This is a genomic window from Alkalihalobacterium elongatum (assembly GCF_019024285.1).
Lineage (GTDB): Bacteria > Bacillota > Bacilli > Bacillales > Bacillaceae_F > Alkalihalobacterium > Alkalihalobacterium elongatum.
The window spans coordinates 46,695-67,214 of the sequence record NZ_WMKZ01000012.1; the positions used below are offsets into that span (position 1 = coordinate 46,695).

23 protein-coding genes are annotated in these 20,520 nt (G+C 40.2%); 1 reads left to right on the plus strand and 22 read right to left on the minus strand.

What is annotated here, in order from left to right; translation table 11 throughout:
- Positions 1 to 164 precede the first annotated feature (164 nt).
- The 12 genes from GKP30_RS13230 to GKP30_RS13285 form a co-directional block, all read right to left on the minus strand.
- On the minus strand, positions 165 to 398 hold the full coding sequence (locus GKP30_RS13230) for a DUF1146 family protein (RefSeq protein WP_216829932.1): 234 nt from the start codon (positions 396 to 398) through the stop codon (positions 165 to 167).
- Between the two features lie 734 nt (positions 399 to 1,132).
- Positions 1,133 to 2,635 carry an NADH-quinone oxidoreductase subunit NuoN gene (gene nuoN, locus GKP30_RS13235; protein ID WP_216829933.1) on the minus strand — a complete coding sequence of 501 codons (1,503 nt, stop codon included), beginning with the start codon at positions 2,633 to 2,635 and terminating at the stop codon, positions 1,133 to 1,135.
- Positions 2,636 to 2,640: 5 nt separating this feature from the next.
- Complete coding sequence (locus tag GKP30_RS13240; protein WP_216829934.1) at positions 2,641 to 4,152, minus strand: complex I subunit 4 family protein; 1,512 nt, start codon at positions 4,150 to 4,152, stop codon at positions 2,641 to 2,643.
- Positions 4,149 to 6,020 (minus strand): NADH-quinone oxidoreductase subunit L, encoded by a 1,872-nt coding sequence (nuoL, locus tag GKP30_RS13245; RefSeq protein ID WP_216829935.1) that lies wholly within the window; start codon positions 6,018 to 6,020, stop codon positions 4,149 to 4,151. Before nuoL ends, GKP30_RS13240 begins: the two co-directional genes overlap by 4 nt.
- Before the next feature lie 19 nt (positions 6,021 to 6,039).
- Entirely contained in the window at positions 6,040 to 6,354 is a 315-nt protein-coding gene (gene nuoK / locus GKP30_RS13250; RefSeq protein ID WP_216829936.1) for an NADH-quinone oxidoreductase subunit NuoK, read from the minus strand.
- Positions 6,351 to 6,863, minus strand: a complete 513-nt coding sequence (locus GKP30_RS13255; RefSeq protein WP_216829937.1) for an NADH-quinone oxidoreductase subunit J — start codon at positions 6,861 to 6,863, stop codon at positions 6,351 to 6,353. The genes nuoK and GKP30_RS13255 overlap by 4 nt, the downstream gene beginning before the upstream one ends.
- A complete protein-coding gene (gene nuoI / locus GKP30_RS13260; RefSeq protein WP_209123351.1) occupies positions 6,860 to 7,285 on the minus strand; it encodes an NADH-quinone oxidoreductase subunit NuoI in 426 nt (141 codons plus the stop codon). Before nuoI ends, GKP30_RS13255 begins: the two co-directional genes overlap by 4 nt.
- Before the next feature lie 254 nt (positions 7,286 to 7,539).
- Complete coding sequence (gene nuoH, locus GKP30_RS13265) at positions 7,540 to 8,541, minus strand: NADH-quinone oxidoreductase subunit NuoH (RefSeq protein ID WP_216829938.1); 1,002 nt, start codon at positions 8,539 to 8,541, stop codon at positions 7,540 to 7,542.
- Positions 8,541 to 9,641 (minus strand): NADH-quinone oxidoreductase subunit D, encoded by a 1,101-nt coding sequence (locus tag GKP30_RS13270; protein WP_216829939.1) that lies wholly within the window; start codon positions 9,639 to 9,641, stop codon positions 8,541 to 8,543. The genes nuoH and GKP30_RS13270 overlap by 1 nt, the downstream gene beginning before the upstream one ends.
- A 3-nt stretch (positions 9,642 to 9,644) precedes the next feature.
- The gene (locus tag GKP30_RS13275) at positions 9,645 to 10,982 is read right to left on the minus strand and encodes an NADH-quinone oxidoreductase subunit C (protein ID WP_216829940.1); all 1,338 of its coding nucleotides are present in this window, start codon (positions 10,980 to 10,982) and stop codon (positions 9,645 to 9,647) included.
- On the minus strand, positions 10,979 to 11,497 hold the full coding sequence (locus GKP30_RS13280) for a NuoB/complex I 20 kDa subunit family protein (RefSeq protein WP_216829941.1): 519 nt from the start codon (positions 11,495 to 11,497) through the stop codon (positions 10,979 to 10,981). The genes GKP30_RS13275 and GKP30_RS13280 overlap by 4 nt, the downstream gene beginning before the upstream one ends.
- The gene (locus GKP30_RS13285; RefSeq protein ID WP_216829942.1) at positions 11,488 to 11,865 is read right to left on the minus strand and encodes an NADH-quinone oxidoreductase subunit A; all 378 of its coding nucleotides are present in this window, start codon (positions 11,863 to 11,865) and stop codon (positions 11,488 to 11,490) included. Before GKP30_RS13285 ends, GKP30_RS13280 begins: the two co-directional genes overlap by 10 nt.
- A 743-nt stretch (positions 11,866 to 12,608) precedes the next feature.
- Here GKP30_RS13285 and GKP30_RS13290 point away from each other — a divergent pair.
- Positions 12,609 to 13,109, plus strand: coding sequence for a DUF1722 domain-containing protein (locus GKP30_RS13290; RefSeq protein WP_216829943.1), 501 nt, complete (start codon positions 12,609 to 12,611; stop codon positions 13,107 to 13,109).
- A 58-nt stretch (positions 13,110 to 13,167) separates the two neighbouring features.
- Here GKP30_RS13290 and GKP30_RS13295 read toward each other — a convergent pair whose 3' ends face one another.
- The 10 genes from GKP30_RS13295 to GKP30_RS13340 all read right to left on the minus strand — a co-directional run bounded on the left by GKP30_RS13295 (position 13,168) and on the right by GKP30_RS13340 (position 20,492).
- Entirely contained in the window at positions 13,168 to 13,569 is a 402-nt protein-coding gene (locus tag GKP30_RS13295) for a F0F1 ATP synthase subunit epsilon (protein WP_216829944.1), read from the minus strand.
- Between the two features lie 98 nt (positions 13,570 to 13,667).
- A complete protein-coding gene (gene atpD / locus GKP30_RS13300; RefSeq protein ID WP_216829945.1) occupies positions 13,668 to 15,080 on the minus strand; it encodes a F0F1 ATP synthase subunit beta in 1,413 nt (470 codons plus the stop codon).
- A gap of 178 nt (positions 15,081 to 15,258) precedes the next feature.
- Entirely contained in the window at positions 15,259 to 16,116 is an 858-nt protein-coding gene (locus tag GKP30_RS13305) for a F0F1 ATP synthase subunit gamma (RefSeq protein ID WP_216829946.1), read from the minus strand.
- Positions 16,117 to 16,175: 59 nt separating this feature from the next.
- The gene (gene atpA / locus GKP30_RS13310; protein WP_216829947.1) at positions 16,176 to 17,687 is read right to left on the minus strand and encodes a F0F1 ATP synthase subunit alpha; all 1,512 of its coding nucleotides are present in this window, start codon (positions 17,685 to 17,687) and stop codon (positions 16,176 to 16,178) included.
- A gap of 21 nt (positions 17,688 to 17,708) precedes the next feature.
- On the minus strand, positions 17,709 to 18,257 hold the full coding sequence (locus GKP30_RS13315; RefSeq protein WP_216829948.1) for a F0F1 ATP synthase subunit delta: 549 nt from the start codon (positions 18,255 to 18,257) through the stop codon (positions 17,709 to 17,711).
- A complete protein-coding gene (gene atpF / locus GKP30_RS13320) occupies positions 18,239 to 18,745 on the minus strand; it encodes a F0F1 ATP synthase subunit B (RefSeq protein WP_216829949.1) in 507 nt (168 codons plus the stop codon). Before atpF ends, GKP30_RS13315 begins: the two co-directional genes overlap by 19 nt.
- A 92-nt stretch (positions 18,746 to 18,837) precedes the next feature.
- A complete protein-coding gene (gene atpE / locus GKP30_RS13325; protein ID WP_075385277.1) occupies positions 18,838 to 19,050 on the minus strand; it encodes a F0F1 ATP synthase subunit C in 213 nt (70 codons plus the stop codon).
- A 93-nt stretch (positions 19,051 to 19,143) separates the two neighbouring features.
- Positions 19,144 to 19,842: a F0F1 ATP synthase subunit A gene (atpB, locus tag GKP30_RS13330; RefSeq protein WP_407928616.1), complete on the minus strand. Its 699-nt coding sequence runs from the start codon at positions 19,840 to 19,842 to the stop codon at positions 19,144 to 19,146.
- A gap of 39 nt (positions 19,843 to 19,881) precedes the next feature.
- Positions 19,882 to 20,265, minus strand: a complete 384-nt coding sequence (locus GKP30_RS13335; RefSeq protein ID WP_216829951.1) for an ATP synthase subunit I — start codon at positions 20,263 to 20,265, stop codon at positions 19,882 to 19,884.
- Positions 20,262 to 20,492: an AtpZ/AtpI family protein gene (locus GKP30_RS13340; RefSeq protein ID WP_216829952.1), complete on the minus strand. Its 231-nt coding sequence runs from the start codon at positions 20,490 to 20,492 to the stop codon at positions 20,262 to 20,264. Before GKP30_RS13340 ends, GKP30_RS13335 begins: the two co-directional genes overlap by 4 nt.
- Positions 20,493 to 20,520: the final 28 nt, after the last annotated feature.

The window sequence follows — 20,520 nt, forward strand, 5'->3', positions numbered from 1 at the left end:
CTTTCGACAACTCCATTCAGAAATCAGAAAGGTTCCTGTTTAGCACAAGTGAGGCAATTAGTATATAGAAGTTAGAGTCGGATACTACAAGAAGTGTATATGACCAAAACCTTTGCAACATAAGCTAAACTTGAAAAACCGTGTATGTCTTGACTTCACTTGATTTAAAATAAGTATCTTAGCATCGTTGACCAATTCAGATAATCCAAAAAGAAGCTACTCACTAGATGCGCAATAGCGATCGTCAGCAAAATCATTAATGTTTTAGCTTTAGGTCCTTTAGGATCTCTAAAAAAAAGATCAAACTTAAAAGACTGAAGAGCCCACCAAGTAATCACTACAAACATTAAATTAACTGTAATATGTAGCAAACCTTGCATTCCAAAGCCATCCATCATGATGAGGTTACTCCTTTATCGATTGATACATCATTGCATTGATAAATATACTTTAATTACCTTTTCCATGAAAAGGTACATTTTTCCCAAAGTAAACAAAGCAATGCAAAATACATGATAACCGATTTCTTGATAAAAATCTACATTTCCTTGGAAATATACACAAAACTACAAAATCTTTTTGCAGAAAAATGTCGAAAAATGGGGTCACTACAACAAACACTCTTCATTCCATTCCACCATTTACTATTTTTTAAACCCATTTTTTTAAAAAGCCTCATGCGCTAAAAGCTTGACGAACCAAGCTTTTACTTCAGTAACGGTCAAAAAGCTAAAAGCTAAAATTTTTGAGAAAAGAGCTTTTTCATTAAGCACTGTTAAGCACTGTTAACGAACGATTAATTTATCCTTTTTCATTTCTTACTAGTTCCTGAAAGTCGTTTAAAGCTTTCTTTCACACCACGAGCTCAAAACCAACTTATATCAATCATTTCCATTTCTATAAAAGAATTAAGGGATCCCCCTTCTACGCCTAGTTTCATGGTCTGACATCACCTCTGAATAGAAAGTACTATTTCCATAATTAAGATTTATTTCTTAAATCAAAGTCCAATGCCAATTATTTACGCCAAAATCGAAATATTATTTGTCCCGAATCGACAAGTGCAGAGCTTCAGTCTCGCGCATAAAAAAAGAGCCCCCAGACGAGGGCCCTTCGGCTTTCCACGAACTCATTAAATTCGCGTAAAGATTTGTGAGAAATCAAAGTTTGTATTGAAAAAGTCAATCGCTACTTGCGGAACAATACCTAATCCAATCGTTGCAACGATCGCAACGATAATGACAATAGCTGCACCAACTGGAACTCGCATCGGTTCAGTCGTGTGAGTTTTTCTAAAGAACATTTGCGTCATAATTCCAAAATAATAGAAGTAGGAAATGACAGATGTTGCAATCATCACCGAAGCTAGGATGAAATGTCCCGTACTTAACGCACCGATGAAGATATAGAATTTACCCATAAATCCAGCAGTTACAGGAATACCCGCTAATGAAACGAGGAATACTCCCATTCCGACCGCCATTAGTGGCGAGCGCTGGCCTAAGCCTGCAAATCCTTTTAAGTCCTCTGTACCTGTTTGCGAAGTGACAAGTTGTAATACCGCAAACGCACCTAGGTTCATGAAAAGATAAGCAACTAAGTAGAACCAAACATTTTCAAACATGACGATTGAAAGTGTTGCAAAAGGCACTAATAAGTACCCAGCTTGTGCGACACTCGAGTAAGCAAATAATCGTTTCACATTCGTTTGGCGAAGAGCCATAACGTTACCAACGATCATCGTTAACCCTGCAATAACCGCGATATAGATTTGCGTATCTAACAGCAATGGCTGTAGAAGGTCAATGCCTTGCGCTCCACCAAAGACAACGAGTAAGAACCTTAGAATAAGGGCAAACCCAGCTGTCTTTGAAACGACACTTAGAAACGCTGTAACTGGTGTAGGTGCACCTTGATACACATCTGGCGACCACATATGGAATGGAACAGCAGCTACTTTAAAAGCAAGACCGACAAACACTAAGAAGAACGCGAATGCTAACAGAAAACTATTTTCTAAGACAACCGGATTTTGTAATGCATCGCTAATATCAAATAAATTCGTATAGCCTGTTAAACCATACACATAACTCATACCGAATAACGTAATCGCTGTTGCAACTCCACCATTCACTACATATTTAAATGCAGATTCATTGGATTGGAGATTATTTTTTCTAAGACCTGCCATGACGTAAGACGATAGAGATAATAGTTCTAACCCGACAAATAGTGTGATCATATCAGCACTTGATGACATGATCATTCCACCTAGTAATGCAGTTAATAAGAGGTAGAAAAACTCGCCGCGGTATTTAATTTCTTTTTGACCGTAATCTAATCCGAGCAATAAGACAAATAATGTTCCAACTAACAAAATGAGCTTAAAGGCTACTGAAAAAGCATCTAATCGGTACGTATCATATAAGATCATTTGGACTGGTGCTCCAAATTGACCGATTAAGAAGATAAGTGCGAGTACAACCCCACCAATTGCCAACCATCCTAGTACATTTCGATTTACTTTGTCTTTCATAAAGATATCGAGTATGGATAGGAGAGTTGCAACGATTAGTATTGTAAACTCTGGTGCCATAATTCCCCATGGGTAGCTAAGTAGTGTTTCTAAATCCATAATCGTTACCCCCCTAACCCTGCTAAGATGAATTGTAATGATGCTTGTAATGGTTCAGCTAACACACTTGGATATACACCAATTAACACAATGAATGCTAACAATACAAGTACAGGTACCATTTCGATTGGTCTAATGTCCTTCAGTTCTTTTAACTGATCAGGTGTTGGACCAAATGTAACATTTAAAACGGCTCTTAATAAGTAAACAGCAGTTAAAATAATACCTAATGTACCGACAGCTGCAATAATTGGCATTTCTCTAAATAAACCTAAAAACGCTAAGAACTCACTGATGAACCCAGACATTCCTGGTAATCCGAGTGAAGCCATTGCCCCGACTAATAAAAATCCTGAAGCGATTGGCATCGAGCGGGCTAAACCGCTTAAATTCGGAATAAGCGACGTATTTGTACGCTCATAGTAAACCCCGATTAAGAAGAATAGTAACGCAGAAATTAATCCGTGAGACACGACTTGGAAGACAGCCCCTTGTAAACCGACATCATTTAATGCCGCAACACCGATAAGAACGATCCCCATGTGTGAGATACTCGAATACGCCAGTACCATCTTTAGATCGGATTGAATAAGTGCTAAATATGCACCGTATAAAAGGTTGATAACCCCTAAGATCGCAAGGACTACAGCCATTTGACTTACTTGTTCTGGGAAAAAGCCGACCCCAAAACGAATTAAACCGTAAGCACCGATCTTTAATAGGATCCCAGAGTGAAGCATGACAATGGCTGGTGGTGCTTGAACGTGTACGCGAAGCATCCAGCTGTGTAAAGGAAAGATTGGTAGTTTTACACCAAATGCTACGAGTAAAGCAATAAGTAATCCCCATTTAAGATTATCTGCTTCAGGACCAACGACTTGCATGATCACTGAAATTTGATCGATATTCGTCGTGTTTGTAACAACAAACAACGTAACAATTGCAATAAGTAAAACTGCTGATCCTAATCCATTGTAAATCAGGAAGCTATTCGCTGCTTTTTCTCGATCTGAGAAGCCCCATCTACCAATTAAGAAGTACATTGGGATGAGCGTTAACTCAAAGAATAAGAAGAATAGGAATAAGTTTTGTGAAGCAAATACCCCGAGCATTCCGATTTCTAGTAATAGGAATAACATGAAGTACGCTTTCCAACCTGACTTAACTTGAATAATGGAAGCTAATGCAGCAAGTGTTGATACAATCGCTGTTAATAAAACGAGTACCATTCCAAATCCGTTTAAGCCTAATTCATATGGAATGGCAAGATTAACCCCATACGCTAACAAACCACTATTACTAAAATTAATCCAATCTCTTGTTTCTGCAAACTGATTTCCTGATCCTGCATGATCAAAGTTCACATAAACAATAAGCGCTAGAATTAAAGGTAATAAGGTTGTTAATAAACCAATTAACTTTATTAGCTGATGCTGCCCTTTAGGTACAAAAGCTAAGATGATAATCCCTACAAGTGGGGAGAAGATGAGTAAGGAAAGTAAGTATGAATCAATCATCTGAAGTACCCCCCTGTCAAGGTCAAGACGGCAAGGATAACGACTAACCCTAGAAACGCCACAGCCCCATACGTTTGGACCTGACCATTTTGTAAACGAGCGTTTAGTCGCCCAAGTGCATCCGTCGTATTCACAACGGCTTGAACGGTAAACTCGATAATGTATTTTTCAATGTATAACATCGTGTAACTTAAGATCGTCGTTCCTTTTACAAACGTACGATTATAAAGTTCATCAATGTAATACTTGTTGTAAAGCACCATGTACAAGCTGCTGTCATGTGCTAATCTTTCTCGGGAAATAATGCCTTTTCCATAAATTAACCAAGCAATGAAAATACCGAGTAAAGAAACGAGAATAGCTACTGGCATAATCCAGCCTGGATCGTGCAGATAAGTATGTCCTCTCGTCCACGGACTATCGCTTAGCCAATCCCCTAAGAACGTTCCAAACCAATGCGTGTGAACGAAACCAGAAACGACTGCTAGAACCCCGAGCACCATCATTGGGATCGTCATAATCGCAGGAGATTCGTGAACTTTGCTTTGGTCTCCACGCGGTTTACCCGTAAATACCATGAAGAACAATCTGAACATATAGATTGCTGTTAATAATGCGGTAACAAGAGCAAGAGCAAACAGTACATAACGTCCATCTTCAAACGTCGTTAATAAAATTTCCTCTTTACTAAAGAACCCAGAGAACAGTGGGAAACCAGCAATCGCTAAACAGCCGATTAAGAATAGTACCCCTGTTGTTTTCATCTTGTTCCACAGTCCGCCCATTTCCTCAATGTTTTGAGTATGAACAGCATGGATGACACTACCTGCTGCTAAGAACAGTAATGCTTTAAAGAAAGCATGCGTCATTAAGTGGAATACTGCAGCCACATAGCCTGCAGAACCTAAAGCAAGCATCATGTATCCTAGCTGACTTACTGTCGAGTAGGCAAGGACACGTTTAATATCTTTTTGTGTTAAAGCAATAGTTGCAGCAAAGATCGCTGTAAATCCACCGATAACCGCTACAGTTGTTAAAGCAACTGGTGAAGCTGCAAATAACGGGAACATCGTTGCAACTAAGTATACACCTGCAGCTACCATCGTCGCAGCATGGATAAGGGCCGAAACAGGCGTTGGACCTTCCATCGCATCTGGTAACCATGTGTGTAACGGGAACTGACCTGATTTACCAACCGCCCCTACAAAAATAAGGATCGCGATGAGTGTAATCATTCCTTCAGTCATTCCGTTCGCATTCACCGCTTCAAAAATCGCAGCAAACTCGAAGCTTCCAACTTGCCAGAATAAGAGGATCATCCCGATAAATAAACCGACATCCCCAATTCTCGTAACGATAAATGCTTTTTTCGCAGCAGCTCTTGCTTCTGTTTTGAAAAAGTAGAAACCAACTAATAAGAATGAACAAACACCAACGAGCTCCCAGAAAATATATAGTTGTAAGAGGTTAGGAGAAATAACTAACCCTAACATCGCAAACGTAAAGAGCCCTAAATAAGAGTAGAATACAGGTACACGATAGCTATCTGTTGCTGTCATGTAACCTTTCGAATACGTATGTACTAAAAAACTAACAAGCGTTACGATAACGAGCATTAATGCATTGAGCTGATTGACTTCAAAGCCCATCGTAATCGTTCGGTCTCCAATTGCTAGCCAGTCAAATTGTACTAATACATTTTCACCTGCCATTCGCTCGAATAATACGAGGATTGACATGATCAATGCGATGAAAGAAAGTGCCATACCAACGTATGCACCGCTTTCCTTCAACCTGCGACCAAAGAGGACGAGGATGACGAAGGATAAGAACGGTAACAGTGGTATTAACCATGCATTTTCCATCATATCTATCACCTGCCCCTTTCTATCGCTTCATTAAGTCCATCTCATCGACATTTACCGTTTTTCGATTACGATAAAGAGCAATTAAGATGGCTAAGCCTACAGCAGCTTCTGCCGCGGCAACCGTTATTGTAAATAATGCAAACACTTGACCTGTAATACCAGGGTTAACACCGTGTATCGCAAATGCTACTAAGTTAATATTGACCGCGTTTAGCATTAACTCGATACAAATAAGAACGATAACAGCATTACGCTTCGTTAACACACCGAACATACCAATACAGAAGAGAAGAAGAGCTATAACGAGATAGACCGATAAAGGAATACTACTCATCTTTCATCTACCTCCTCTTCATTATCACTCTTAGCTAAAGCAACGGCGCCAACAAGAGCTACTAGTAAAATAACCCCTACTGTTTCAAAAGGAATAACAAATTTTGAATAAATCTCAATACCAATTTGTCTTACATTGTTTTCATGTAGATTCGTTACTTGATCTCCAAATGAAAGATCATTGATTCCGACAAACATAATGATAAAGAATACCGCTACTCCAACAAGTGCTGCTAGTGTCCGCCAAATACTTACGGAGGAGACCTTATCATCATGTCTTGTTAACATAATTCCGAATAACATCATAATCGTAATCGCTCCACCATATATGAGCACTTGAACGAAGGCTAGAAATTCCGCTGATAACAGTACGTAAAGCCCTGCGATACTTATAAACGTAAAAGCTAAGGCGATGATGATATGAACCACTTTACGCAAGTTAATCATCAATACACCACCGCTAAGCGCTACAAGGGCAAGGATAAAGAAAGCTAGAAATTCTCCATTCATGCTTTATTTTCCTCCCTCACGTTCGTATCGTTTTCATCTAGCCATTCTAAGTTTTTAAATAAATCATCTCGGCTGTATTCAGCTAGTTCGAAATTGTTCGTCATGACAATCGCTTCTGTCGGACAAACTTCTGTACATAAATCACATAGGATACAAATTTCAAAGTTAATATCATATGTGTCGATAATTTTTCCTTTTTTATTCGGGTCTGGGTGTGGTTTACCCGTTAATTGAATGCAATCGGTTGGACAGATATTAGCACACTGATTACAGACAATACACTTTTCCGGATAAAACTTCTGTATGCCACGAAAGCGATCCGGCATATCGATTGGTTCATCCGGATAACTTGTCGTCACATTTTTTTTCGTCAAGTTACTAAGTGTATATTTCAACCCTTTGACTAATCCTTGACCTAACAATGTGATCACTCCTTAGTCGTGATTAAGGAAGCAGTCTTTTAAAAGAGTGAAGGGCTTATGGCACAGAGCTCGATACTCCCATTCGACTACTTCTTCACTTCCTTCAATAATATGTTTAAAAAGGAGGACAAAAAGATCCAAGAAGTTCGAAGCGCTACAGTTTAGAATACTACGCTTGCACAGGATCTGATGACCTCGACGTTTCGTCGACGGCTACTTTATCAGAGGGTATCCTGGACTTTTTGAACTTCCTCTTATAAGAGAAACTCTTTAACTAATGCTGTAATAATAATGTTTACTAACGCAATTGGTAATAAGATTTTCCATGCAAACTCCATCAGTTGATCTCCACGTAAACGCGGGAATGTACCACGCATCCAAATCATGAAGAACACAACAGCAGAGAATTTTAGAGCAAACCATACGACACCTGGTATAAAGTCCAAGAAAGGTAACGGCTGCCAACCCCCTAAGAACAATACAGTCGTTAATGACGCCATCGCGAATAAATAAACATATTCAGCTAGCATAAAAAACGCCCAACGGAAACCTGAATACTCAACATGGTAACCAGCGACTAGCTCTGACTCGGCTTCAGGTAAGTCAAATGGCACTCGATTCAGCTCAGCGGTTGCCGCAATAACAAACACTAGGAAACCTAAAATTTGCGGAATAAAGAACCATAGATTAGCTTGAGCATTAACAATTTCAATTAAGTTTAAGCTTCCAGTTAATAGAACGACCCCTACAACTGATAGTACAAGAGGTACTTCATATGAAATCATCTGAGCCGCCGCTCGCATTCCACCCATTAAGGCGTACTTATTATTTGATGCCCAACCACCAGCAACTATTCCAATGGTCGTAATTCCAGAAACGGCAATGTAGAATAGAAGTCCGACTCCAATGTCTGTAAAGTAAAGATTTTCAGAAAAAGGAATAACAGCTAATACTACAAATGCTGGAACGAAGGCAATGATTGGCGCCAAAATAAATAGTGGTTTATCTGCCTTCTTAGGGATTGTATCTTCTTTTAATAATAGCTTTAATACATCGGCTACGGTTTGTAGTAAACCAAGTCCACCACCTGTACGGTTGGGTCCTACACGAAGCTGCATAAAACCTAAAACCTTACGCTCTGCCAAAATGGCGTACGTAACAAACCCTAATACCGCCCCTAAAAGGGCAGCTCCTAATGCAAAATAAATTAAAAAGTTTGTCCAACTCGGCGCTGATGTCAGGAGATCATTAATCATTAGCCGTCAACCTCCCCAAGGACAATATCAATTCCACCTAAAATAGCAATTAAATTGGCGATTGGTTGCCCTTCTAATAATTTTGGTAAAATTTGAAGGTTATAGAAAGATGGTCTTCTAAACTTTAAGCGGTAAGGCTCTTTCTTACCTTGACTTGCGATATAACAGCCGATCTCTCCACGTGGTGACTCGATACGAACGAACGTCTCCCCTGCTGGTGGTTTAATAATTCTTGGTGTTTTGGCTAGGATCGGACCTTCACTAGGAAATTGCTCAACGGCTTGCTCGATAATCTTGATCGACTCTTCAATCTCCTTCATACGGCACATGTAACGTGCCCAGCAGTCGCCTTTTTCTTCCACTGGAATATCAAAATCAAAACGATCATAAATCGAATATGGCTCATCTTTACGTAAATCCCAATTCACACCTGTTGAACGGATATTGGCACCACTCAACGAGTACTTAATAGCCTCTTCTTTCGTATACGTTCCTACATCTTTAATACGGCTCATGAAGATCTCATTACCTGTTACAAGGTTATGATAACCTTCTAGCTCTTTGCGGAGGTATGGAACTAAATCTCTTACTTTTTCAATCCACCCTGGAGGTGCGTCCCATTTAACTCCACCTACACGCATATAGTTAAACGTTAATCTTGCGCCAGAAATCTCATTTAATAAGTTAATGATCATCTCACGCTCACGGAAAGCATATAAGAATGGACTCATTGCCCCAATATCAAGTAAATATGTACCAAACCATACGAGGTGACTAGCGACACGTCCTAGCTCCATCACGAGGACTCTCAAGTATTCCGCACGCTCTGGAATTTCCAACTCCATCATCGTTTCGACCGCATGACAGAGAACATAGTTATTTGTCATAGCTGATAAGTAGTCCATTCGGTCTGTGTAAGGAATAATTTGCGTATATTGAAGGTTTTCCGCAAGCTTCTCTGTACCGCGGTGTAAATAGCCGACAACTGGGATCGCCTCTTTAATAATCTCACCGTCAATTTTGACAACTAGACGGAATACACCGTGAGTACTTGGATGCTGTGGACCTACGTTTAATAACATTTCTTCCGTACGTAGCATTCGTTACACCTCCTCGTCGTGCTGCTCGTAATCTTTCCTGAGGGGATGCCCTACCCAATCATCAGGAAGCATAATTCGCGTTAGGTTCGGATGACCTGTAAAAACGATCCCTAGTAAATCATATGATTCTCTTTCAGGCCAATTTGCTCCATCCCATACAGGAGTAATCGATTCAATCGTAGGTTCATCACGGTCAATTTTAACCTTTAATGCGATGTTTTCCTTCGTTTTAAAAGAATACATGTGATTATAAATTTCCATATGTGTTTCAAAATCTGAACCATGATGCTCAGATAAGTAATCAAACGCAAGCTGCTCATTATGCTTTAAAAACTGAGCAAGCTTAAAGTACGTTTCCTTCTTCGCTACTAAAGTAGGAATGTCTTTGCCTAGTCTATTAATATAGGCATCTTCTAGCACATCTTCGCCTAAATTTTCTTTAATCACCTTTAAATACTTATCAAGGTACTGTTGATTCGGTGATGGTTGCTCCTGCTCGGCATCAGCAGTAGGGGCTTCGCCACCAGCTGCCTTGGCCTTCGCTGCTGCTGCGGCTTTTGCCTTGGCAATAGCGGCTGCCTTCGCTTTCGCTTTTTCATCATCACCGTCTCCAGCTCCACCAGCTGCTTTTCTCTTAGCTGCTGCTGCCGCCGCGGCCTTGGCCTTTGCTGCTGCAACTGCTTTCGCTTTCGCTGCGGCCTTCGCTTTCTCATCGTCCCCTGTTGCTTCTTCGCTTGCTCCTTGCTTCGCCATTGCGGCTGCTTTCGCTTTTGCTGCTGCCGCCGCTTTCGCCTTCGCTGCTGCTGCAGCCTTTGCTTTCGCATCTGCGCCTGCTGACTCCTCGCCGCCTGCTCCTTGCTTCGCCATTGCGGCTGCTTTCGCTTTTGCCGCTGCCGCTGCTTTCGCCTTCGCTGCTGCTGCAGCCTTTGCTTTCGCATCTGCACTCGCTGGTTCCTCGCTAGCCCCTTCGTTACCTGCTCCTTGCTTCGCCATTGCGGCTGCTTTTGCTTTTGCCGCTGCCGCTGCTTTCGCTTTTGCCGCTGCTGCGGCCTTTGCTTTCGCATCTGCGCTCGCTGGTTCCTCGCTGGCCCCTTCGTTACCTGCTTCCTGATTCGCCATTTCGGCTGCTTTCGCTTTTGCCGCTGCCGCTGCTTTCGCCTTCGCTGCTGCTGCGGCCTTTGCTTTAGCGTCTGCACTTGCTTTTTCTTCCGTTACTTCCTTATTTTCACTTGAAACCGCTTCCGATTGTCTAGCTTTTTCAAGTTCTTTTTCTCGCAATTTCTTCATTGCTGCAGCTTTCGCTTTTGCGGCAGCTGCGGCTTTTGCTTTTTCATCACTCATCGACTGATCACCCGCTTCCCAGTCTTAGCTTCATAGCGGATTTTCTCTTGTAACTTGTTAATTCCATAAATTAATGCTGCCGGATTTGGCGGGCAACCAGGGATATACACATCTACTGGTACGATTTGGTCAACCCCTTTAACGACAGCATATGATTTTACATATGGTCCACCTGCAGTCGCACAGGATCCCATTGCAATTACCCATTTCGGTTCAGGCATTTGATCATACAAACGCTTTAGGATTGGTGCCATTTTCTTTGTCACCGTTCCAGATACAATCATACAGTCTGACTGCCTCGGAGACGTTCTAAAAATAACGCCAAAACGGTCTTGGTCATAGTGAGACGCTCCCGTTCCCATCATTTCGATGGCACAACAAGCTAACCCGAAGGTCAACGGCCACAACGAGTTACTTCTAGCCCAAGCTTTCACTTGTTCTAATGTGGTAAAAAAGACGTTACGTTCTAGCTCTTCTCGCTCTGCCTTAGTGATGCTATCCAAATTTAGATCCATGTTAACACCTTCTTCTTCCACGCATAAATTAATCCGATTAATAACATAATCATAAAGATAACCATTTCAATTAAAGCAAAAATTCCTAAATAATCGTACGCTACCGCCCAAGGATACAAAAAGACAGTTTCCACATCAAACAAAACGAATAATAACGCAAACATATAGTATCGAACGTTAAATTGAACCCAGCTGCTTCCAGTTGGTTCAACCCCACTTTCATACGTCGTCTGCTTTTCTTTGGTTGGATTATTTGGTCTTAAAAAGCGTCCTGCTGTAAGCGCAACCAAAGGTAATATTATTCCTAGTAAAATAAAGACGGCTACAACTAAATAGTTGTTTTGATACAAGTGATAAAGCGGATCCATCTTGCCTCACCTCACCCTCCATGCCTTATTCCAAAGTCGTATTTCTTGTGCAACTCCCGTGACCATGCTACTTTAATGAATCTATTAGTTGATAACGGATGTTAACACGTTAAATTGTAAAACACCCAACAAAATTTCTTTAAAAGCTCTCTTTTTTCCAATGCTGGAAGTTTCACTTTATGTAATCGTAACCATTATAGCAAATCCTATATGGGGTGTCGACTGTCACAAAATCGTAAAAAACTTTCTAAGGAAATGATTTATTGATAAATTAAAATAGCAAAATTCCTCTACCACATTATGTAAATGCCTTAGTATATATGCTTTAGAAGCATCTAAGACTTAAATAAAATTTCATGCCAACTCTAAATTAATTTCCTTGTATAATAAAGAAACAAAAAAATTATTTTAAAGTATTTTTTGGAATTGCTCTAGTAATGTTTCGGCTGTATTAGCGAACCCTATAAAAATAATATAAAACGCTATTTAGTATAGCTCCGTTACTATTAAAGTATTAGTATTAACTCCTCTAAAGCGTGAAGAACCATGATAAATCTAATACTAAAAAGCATCATTCTCTGAATTAGAAGCCTCCTAAACGATTGTTGCTTATAGCTACCCTCTTCCACCTGCTGTTCAACCATTTTTTAGTATACTTAGTAAGAAGTTAACTTACCCTAACGAATTAACAATAAAGCTTGGAAAACAGAAAAAAAGGAAAAAACCTTTATCTGGAGGTTATCATGGAGAAAGTACAGCATTGGAAGGTAGCCCGACGTGTTGCCGAAAAAATATGGGCTATGAATAAGTATGAGATTATGGCTAGAGGATATGATTATTATAAAGAAGTTTCCTACACTTTTCGTTCTCTTGATTCTTTTACTAGAATTGAGGCATTATATGTTCAAATGAACAGCTTTCTTGATTTACCATACAAAAAAGGAGCTGTTTTGACAACGCTCGAGCACGTCTGGGGATACTTTAAAAGGATCGCTACGATAGATGAGAAGAATCATTTTTTTCAGGCTTTTGAGAAATGTAAATTAATAGAAGAGCCTACCTTTTTTCAGTTTCCACATGAAGTAGAACAGTGTAAGGACATTCTTCGTTCATTGTTAAAAAAATATCCAAATCGTTATTTACAATTTTCACGATTTTTATATCCTGAACAAAAGTGGAATGAAGTTACATTAAAAAAGAGGGAATTCCTCTGGAAGGATGGGGCGATATTTATTCGCATCTAGTAGGATGAACCATTAGAACACAAAAAGCACAAAGACGAAGGCCTTTGTGCTTTCATGATTACTTTTCAGTAACTCCTAAACGGTTTACAGCTCTGCGTAATGCAAGCTGTGCACGTTTAAAGTCAATTTCATCTTGTTTTGCTTCATTAATGCGGCGCTCTGCACGTTCCTTTGCAGCACGAGCACGAGCAACATCGATATCTGATGGCAGTTCAGCAGCTTCCGCTAAGATCGTTACTTTGTCAGGACGGACTTCAATAAAGCCGCCAGATACAGCAACGAGTTGAACACTAGAACCGTTCTTTAAACGAACAGCTCCTATGTCTAGTGGAGCAACTAAAGGAATGTGTCGAGGAAGAATACCTAGCTCTCCGCTTTGTGCACGAGCGCTAACCATTTCTACTTCGCCCTCATAAACCGTGCCATCAGGAGTTACGACACTGACATTCATTGTCTGCATGTAAAACCCTCCTCAATAGCAATACGGGTTTGATCTATTTGTATTCGTCAAAAGTAGTGGTGAGTGCCAAACACCCACCGCTACAAATCAGTTGAAGATTATGCCATTTGCTTTGCTTTTTCAACAACTTCTTCAATACGTCCAACTAGACGGAATGCATCCTCTGGAAGATCATCGTATTTACCTTCTAAGATCTCTTTAAATCCTTGTACTGTTTCTTTTACTGGTACATAAGAACCTTTTTGACCAGTAAACTGCTCAGCTACGTGGAAGTTTTGAGATAAGAAGAATTGGATACGACGCGCACGGTGTACAACTAGCTTATCTTCTTCAGAAAGCTCGTCCATACCAAGGATTGCGATGATATCTTGTAACTCTTTATATTTTTGAAGAGTTTGCTGTACTTGACGAGCAACTGCATAGTGCTCTTCTCCAACGATTTCAGGAGATAATGCACGAGAAGTTGACGCAAGTGGATCTACCGCAGGGTAGATACCCATCTCAGAAAGCTTACGCTCAAGGTTAGTTGTAGCATCTAAGTGAGCGAAAGTCGTTGCTGGAGCTGGATCCGTATAGTCATCGGCTGGTACATAGATCGCTTGGATCGATGTTACTGAACCAACTTTAGTCGATGTGATACGCTCTTGTAATTTACCCATTTCAGTTGCTAGAGTAGGCTGGTAACCTACCGCTGAAGGCATACGTCCTAATAGGGCTGATACCTCTGAACCTGCTTGAGTAAAGCGGAAGATGTTATCAACGAAAAGAAGTACGTCTGCACCTTGTTGATCACGGAAGTGTTCTGCCATTGTTAGTCCTGTAAGAGCAACACGCATACGTGCTCCAGGTGGCTCATTCATCTGACCGAATACCATTGCCGTTTTCTTAATAACACCAGAATCCGTCATTTCGTGGTAAAGGTCATTTCCTTCACGTGTACGCTCACCAACACCAGCAAATACCGAGATACCGCCGTGCTCTTGAGCGATGTTATTGATTAATTCTTGGATTAATACCGTTTTACCTACACCAGCACCACCAAATAGACCGATCTTACCACCCTTGATGTAAGGAGCTAGTAAGTCTACTACTTTAATACCTGTTTCAAGAATTTCTGTTTGTGTAGAAAGCTCTTCAAACTTAGGTGCTTCACGGTGAATTGGTGATTTTTGTACATCTTCAGCAAGAGCCTCATCAAGGTCAATTGCTTCTCCTAATACGTTAAATACACGTCCTAGTGTAGCTTCCCCAACTGGTACTGAAATTGGAGCACCAGTGTCAAGTACATCTACGCCACGTACGAGACCGTCCGTAGATCCCATCGCAACTGTACGAACTGTATCGTCACCAAGATGTAAAGCAACTTCAAGTGTTACTGTTACATCAACCGCATTTTTCGTTGAACCTACTTGTTCAACTTTAAGTGCATTATAGATTTCAGGAAGTTGACCACTTGGGAACTTTACGTCAACAACTGGACCCATAACTTGAGTAATGCGACCTTTATTCATCAGTTTCCCTCCTAATACTTGCTTTTGCAACGCTCATGATTGTACAGGGAAATATATGTCTATTAAGTTCTCACTCCCACATTTAGATGTACTCGTGAGAACTTAATGACGTATTCACCCTGAAAATGTATTTCTATCAATAAGACCTCTTATTAATAGAAGCTACATTGAATTTATTCTATTCAAGTGCTGCTGCACCGCCGACAATCTCTGTAATTTCTTGAGTAATCGCAGCCTGACGTGCACGGTTATACACTAGAGTTAAGCTGTCAATTAATGCTGACGCATTATCTGTCGCTGCACTCATCGCTGTCATACGAGCACCGAACTCACTTGCTTTCGCATCAAGGAGTGCACCGTAAATCAAGCTCTCTGCATATTGTGGAAGAAGATGCTCTAAAATGGCTTCTTCTGAAGGCTCATACTCATAAGATGTTTTTGCATTACCTGAAGAGATGTCCGTTAGTGGCAGAACTTTTTGTTCCGTTACATCTTGTGTAATTGGGCTGACGAAATGGTTATACCAGATGTACAGCTCATCAAAAATTTCATCAGAGAACATTTCTACTGTTGTACGAGCTAGGTTTTTAATGTCATTGAATTCTGGTTGATCACCTAGGCCAGTAATTTCCTGAATGATAGGAAGATTACGACGCTTTAATAGATCACGACCAATTTTTCCAATAGCAATAATGCCATACTCATCAGGAGAATTATGTCGTTCTGCGATTGTATTTAATACACCACGAATAATACTAGAGTTGTACGCACCTGCTAAACCACGGTCAGACGTAATAACGATATAACCTGTTTTCTTAACAGGACGCTCCTGAAGCATTGGATGGTTTACATCCGAATTGCCTGAAGCAATACTTGCTACAACATCGCGAATTTTTTCAGTATAAGGAAGGAAAGACCTTGCCTTTTCTTGTGAACGGTTCAGCTTTGCAGCAGATACCATTTCCATCGCTTTTGTGATCTGTCTCGTTTTCTTTGTCGAGTTAATCCGCGTTTTTATATCTCGAAGTGAAGCCACTTAATTTCACCACCTTTTCGCTAACTGGTTTTCCTAGAAGTTGTTCACGTATTCAACGATTACTTGCTGCTTGTATTGAAGCCTTTTTTAAACTCTTCAATCGCAGCGTTAAATGCACTTTCTTCTGGAAGTTTACCAGTTGTACGAATCGTATCTAAAAGATCTTTCTTGTTATGGTCTAAGAAAGTAAACATTTCAGCTTCGAAACGACGAATATCTTCAACTGGGATATCATCAAGGAATCCTTTAGTTAATGCATAAAGAATTGCTACTTGCTTCTCAACCGCTAACGGCTCGTGAAGACCTTGTTTTAATACTTCAACTGTACGTTGTCCACGGTTTAACTTCGCTTGTGTTGCTTTATCTAAGTCAGAACCGAACTGTGCAAATGCTTCAAGCTCACGGTATGACGCTAAGTCAAGACGTAATGTACCTGAAACCTGCTTCATAGCTTTAATCTGTGCAGATCCACCTACACGAGATACTGAAAGACCGGCGTTGATCGCTGGACGTACCCCAGAGTGGAATAGGTCAGATTGTAAGAAGATTTGTCCGTCTGTAATCGAGATAACGTTTGTTGGAATGTATGCTGATACATCCCCTGCTTGAGTTTCGATGAAAGGAAGAGCAGTAATTGAACCGCCACCTTTAGCATCACTTAACTTCGCAGCACGCTCTAATAAACGTGAGTGAAGGTAGAATACATCCCCAGGGAATGCCTCACGACCTGGAGGACGACGAAGTAATAATGAAAGTTCACGATATGCAGATGCTTGTTTTGTTAAGTCATCATACACAACTAGTACGTGCTTACCATTGTACATGAACTCTTCACCCATTGTTACCCCAGCATAAGGTGCTAAGAATAGTAATGGAGCTGGTTCAGATGCACTTGCAGTAACTACGATAGTGTAGTCTAGAGCACCTTTTTGACGAAGTGTTTCTACAACGCCTGCAACTGTTGATTCTTTTTGACCAATTGCAACGTAGATACAAATCATGTTTTGGTCAGCTTGGTTTAAGATTGTATCGATCGCAACAGATGTTTTACCTGTTTGACGGTCACCGATAATTAACTCACGTTGACCACGGCCAATTGGTACAAGAGCATCAATTGACTTAATACCCGTTTGTAATGGCTCGTGTACTGATTTACGATCCATTACACCAGGTGCTGGACTTTCAATCGGACGAGTTTTGTTAGTTTCAATTGGTCCTTGACCATCTAGAGGTTGACCTAGTGGGTTTACTACACGACCTAGTAATGCCTCACCTACAGGTACCTCCATGATACGACCTGTACGTTTAACTTCATCACCCTCACGGATATCCGTAAATGGACCTAAGATAACGATACCTACACTGTTTTCTTCAAGGTTTTGGGCCATACCCATAACACCGTTTGAAAACTCAAGTAACTCACCGGCCATAACGTTTTCTAATCCATGAGCAAGGGCGATACCATCACCGACACGAATTACTGTACCTACATCAGATACTTCGATATCAGATTGGAAGTTTTCAATTTGCTGCTTTATAAGAGAGCTAATTTCTTCAGCTTTGATGCTCATATCGTTCACCCCTATCTTCTTCTAACGGTTTCCAGCGACTAATGTACGCTGTAATCGATCTAACTGACGCTTGATGCTTCCGTCAAATATACGGTCACCAATACGAATTTTCATTCCACCAATAAGGTTAGGTTCAATAATGTTCTCAATGTGAAGCGTTTCTACGCCAATTTTCTTAGCGAAAGTAGTCGCAACTTGTTGTTTGTCTTCTTCAGACAACGGCTTCACCGTATAAACCTTAGCTACTGCCACACCTTGTGCTTCATATGCAAGCTCTTGGTATTTATTAATAAAAGGAATAACAAGGTTTCCCTTTTTTTGTTGTACCATAATTAAAACTGTGTTCAGGACATATGCGCTTACTGCATCAGCAAAGCTATCCTTAATCAATTTCACTTTTTGCTCTTCTAACACTTTTGGATGTTCAAGTACATTACTTAAACTTTCCGTTTGTTCGAAAACCGCTTTTACTAGCTGAAGCTCATCACCAATTTGCTTAAGTATATCCTTTTCTTGTGCTAATTGAAAAAGAGCAACAGCATAACGATTAGCTACCGCTTTGTTGCCCATAGCTCTTCGCCTACCTCTTTAAGATATTCTTGAATCAACTGATCTTGTTGTTTCTCATCTAATTCTTTTTCAATTACTTTAGTAGCAATTAGAACTGATAATGAAGTAACTTGTTCACGTAAAGCAGAAACAGCTTGTTCTTTTTCACGTTGAATTTCAGCTAATGCACTATCTTTCATACGTTCTGCTTCAGCTTTAGCTGTAGCAACGATTTCTTCACCTTGCTTTGCACTAAGTTTCTTCGCATTTTCAACGATTTCTTGTGCTTCTTGACGAGCTTCCTTGATTGCCTCGCGTTGCTCTTCTAAATATTTCACAGCTTCTTTACGGTTCTTTTCAGCTGTGTCGATTTCATTTGCAATATGTTCTTCACGTTGTTTCATCATGTTCATAATCGGTCCCCAAGCCCACTTACGAAGTAACGCCATAAGGATGAAGAACATGATTAACTGATAGATTGCGTCGAACCAGTTAATACTACCAAACATAGAATTCACTCCTTTCAATGGTTATACAAAAGGAATGGCGAAGCTTCTATTACATAGAACGGACTCCGCCATTTATAAACTTCAAAGGACTATTAGTTACCCATTACTAAGAATGCAATAACGACCGCGATGATCGGTAATGCCTCTACTAGTGCAACCCCGATGAACATAACTGTTTGTAAAGTACCTTTTAATTCTGGTTGACGAGCGATCCCCTCAACTGTACTTTTTACGATCATTGCGTTACCAATTGCCGCACCAAGTGCCGCTAAACCTACTGCGATTGCAGCTGCTAAACTACCCATGAATAATTCCTCCTTAAAATGTATAAAATAAAATTTTTATTAATTTAAGCTCTAAACAATAAATTTGCAGAGCAAAATGAATGAACTAATTGATTAATGGTCATCGGCAACTTTATGTGCCATGTATACCATTGTTAGCATTAAGAAGATGAAAGCTTGAATTGCCCCAATGAAAAGACTGAATGCTTGCCATGCGATTGTCGGTAACGCTGCTGCGAAAAACCCGAAAAATCCACTTACACCTAATGAAACAAGAAGCGCCATTAAAATTCCTTTAGCGTAAATATTACCGAATAGACGCATTCCAAGTGTTAATGTGTTTGCAAATTCCTCAATTACTTTTAACGGGAATAAGAATGGTACAGGTTTGAAATAATCTTTACCATACCCACCAAAACCTTTGATTTTAATTCCGTAGAAGTGTGTAAGCACAATGATTGTTGCCGCTAGAGTTAATGTGATTAGCGGATCATCTGTCGGTGCTTTCCACCAAACTACGTGTCCTGGTTCTGTAGTAATAACAAACGGAAGCTTAGATAAGTTGGCTACTAGGATGTAAAGGAAAATCGTTAACCCTAAACCTAAGAAGCGTTCCCCAGTCTTCCAATCCATCGTATTATTGATAATTCCTTTTACGAAATCGATTAACCATTCGAAGACATTTTGCATACCCGTAGGTTTCATTTGAATTGCTCTTGCACTAAGAACTCCAATAAGAAGAACGATAGCTGAACATACAGTAATCATAATAATGTTAGCCAGGTTAGCGTTAAGACCTGAAATACCAAAAATATTCTCTACGACAGGATAACTTTTGTAATCCAAATGTTTTCACCTCTCTTCTTGCTTAAAACGTATTTTTTGAATAATGAAATCTAAAAATATGATAATATAGGTCGACATTAAACCTATTACCACACCATAAAGTTGGATCGCATCTGGATATCTAGTTGCGATAATCACTCCAATAATGGCTAATGCAAATCTTGTTAGCATTCCTAAGGAATACATTTTCCTTCCTTCTGTTACAGCTTGTCCAAAACGTTTCACTCTGCTGTACAAACTCCAAAGGATGAGCAAGCTAAGTACTGCTCCCACTATAAATCCTAGAAAAAAAGATTCGTATGGAGTAAAGCCCCAACCTAAGACGAGTAACGCCAACAAGTAAAACGAGTATTGGACATATCGTCTCATGTTTTCACCATAACTAGTCATGAATCATCTTCTCCTAAGTAACTCCCGAGCAGTCGGATTAAACCATAAATACCAGATCCTAAGCCTAAGAATAAGCCGATGATCATAAACAGTGGACTTTTGTCAAAGTAACCATCTAACCATCTTCCTGCTAATACTCCTACTAGAACTGGTCCTACTAAATACGATGTGATTGCTGTCATTAAGGCCATTGCACGATAAGGTTTTTGAGGCTTTTTGTCTGCCATTCCCTGACCCCCATGGACAAACCACGTA

What these genes read in the sequence shown, in the direction of transcription:
- GKP30_RS13315 (WP_216829948.1), bottom strand. Translation starts at nt 18,257, where the DNA reads ATGGGCAACAAAGCGGTAGCTAATCGTTATGCTGTTGCTCTTTTTCAA.
- GKP30_RS13295 (WP_216829944.1), bottom strand. Translation starts at nt 13,569, where the DNA reads ATGCAGACAATGAATGTCAGTGTCGTAACTCCTGATGGCACGGTTTAT.
- GKP30_RS13280 (WP_216829941.1), bottom strand. Translation starts at nt 11,497, where the DNA reads ATGGATCTAAATTTGGATAGCATCACTAAGGCAGAGCGAGAAGAGCTA.
- atpE (WP_075385277.1), bottom strand. Translation starts at nt 19,050, where the DNA reads ATGGGTAGTTTAGCAGCTGCAATCGCAGTAGGTTTAGCGGCACTTGGT.
- GKP30_RS13290 (WP_216829943.1), top strand. Translation starts at nt 12,609, where the DNA reads ATGGAGAAAGTACAGCATTGGAAGGTAGCCCGACGTGTTGCCGAAAAA.
- atpD (WP_216829945.1), bottom strand. Translation starts at nt 15,080, where the DNA reads ATGAATAAAGGTCGCATTACTCAAGTTATGGGTCCAGTTGTTGACGTA.
- GKP30_RS13335 (WP_216829951.1), bottom strand. Translation starts at nt 20,265, where the DNA reads ATGACTAGTTATGGTGAAAACATGAGACGATATGTCCAATACTCGTTT.
- GKP30_RS13270 (WP_216829939.1), bottom strand. Translation starts at nt 9,641, where the DNA reads ATGCTACGTACGGAAGAAATGTTATTAAACGTAGGTCCACAGCATCCA.
- atpA (WP_216829947.1), bottom strand. Translation starts at nt 17,687, where the DNA reads ATGAGCATCAAAGCTGAAGAAATTAGCTCTCTTATAAAGCAGCAAATT.
- GKP30_RS13230 (WP_216829932.1), bottom strand. Translation starts at nt 398, where the DNA reads ATGATGGATGGCTTTGGAATGCAAGGTTTGCTACATATTACAGTTAAT.
- GKP30_RS13275 (WP_216829940.1), bottom strand. Translation starts at nt 10,982, where the DNA reads ATGAGTGATGAAAAAGCAAAAGCCGCAGCTGCCGCAAAAGCGAAAGCT.
- GKP30_RS13255 (WP_216829937.1), bottom strand. Translation starts at nt 6,863, where the DNA reads ATGAATGGAGAATTTCTAGCTTTCTTTATCCTTGCCCTTGTAGCGCTT.
- atpF (WP_216829949.1), bottom strand. Translation starts at nt 18,745, where the DNA reads ATGTTTGGTAGTATTAACTGGTTCGACGCAATCTATCAGTTAATCATG.
- nuoL (WP_216829935.1), bottom strand. Translation starts at nt 6,020, where the DNA reads ATGATGGAAAATGCATGGTTAATACCACTGTTACCGTTCTTATCCTTC.
- GKP30_RS13285 (WP_216829942.1), bottom strand. Translation starts at nt 11,865, where the DNA reads ATGGATCCGCTTTATCACTTGTATCAAAACAACTATTTAGTTGTAGCC.
- GKP30_RS13340 (WP_216829952.1), bottom strand. Translation starts at nt 20,492, where the DNA reads ATGGCAGACAAAAAGCCTCAAAAACCTTATCGTGCAATGGCCTTAATG.
- GKP30_RS13240 (WP_216829934.1), bottom strand. Translation starts at nt 4,152, where the DNA reads ATGATTGATTCATACTTACTTTCCTTACTCATCTTCTCCCCACTTGTA.
- nuoK (WP_216829936.1), bottom strand. Translation starts at nt 6,354, where the DNA reads ATGAGTAGTATTCCTTTATCGGTCTATCTCGTTATAGCTCTTCTTCTC.
- nuoN (WP_216829933.1), bottom strand. Translation starts at nt 2,635, where the DNA reads ATGGATTTAGAAACACTACTTAGCTACCCATGGGGAATTATGGCACCA.
- nuoH (WP_216829938.1), bottom strand. Translation starts at nt 8,541, where the DNA reads ATGATTAATGATCTCCTGACATCAGCGCCGAGTTGGACAAACTTTTTA.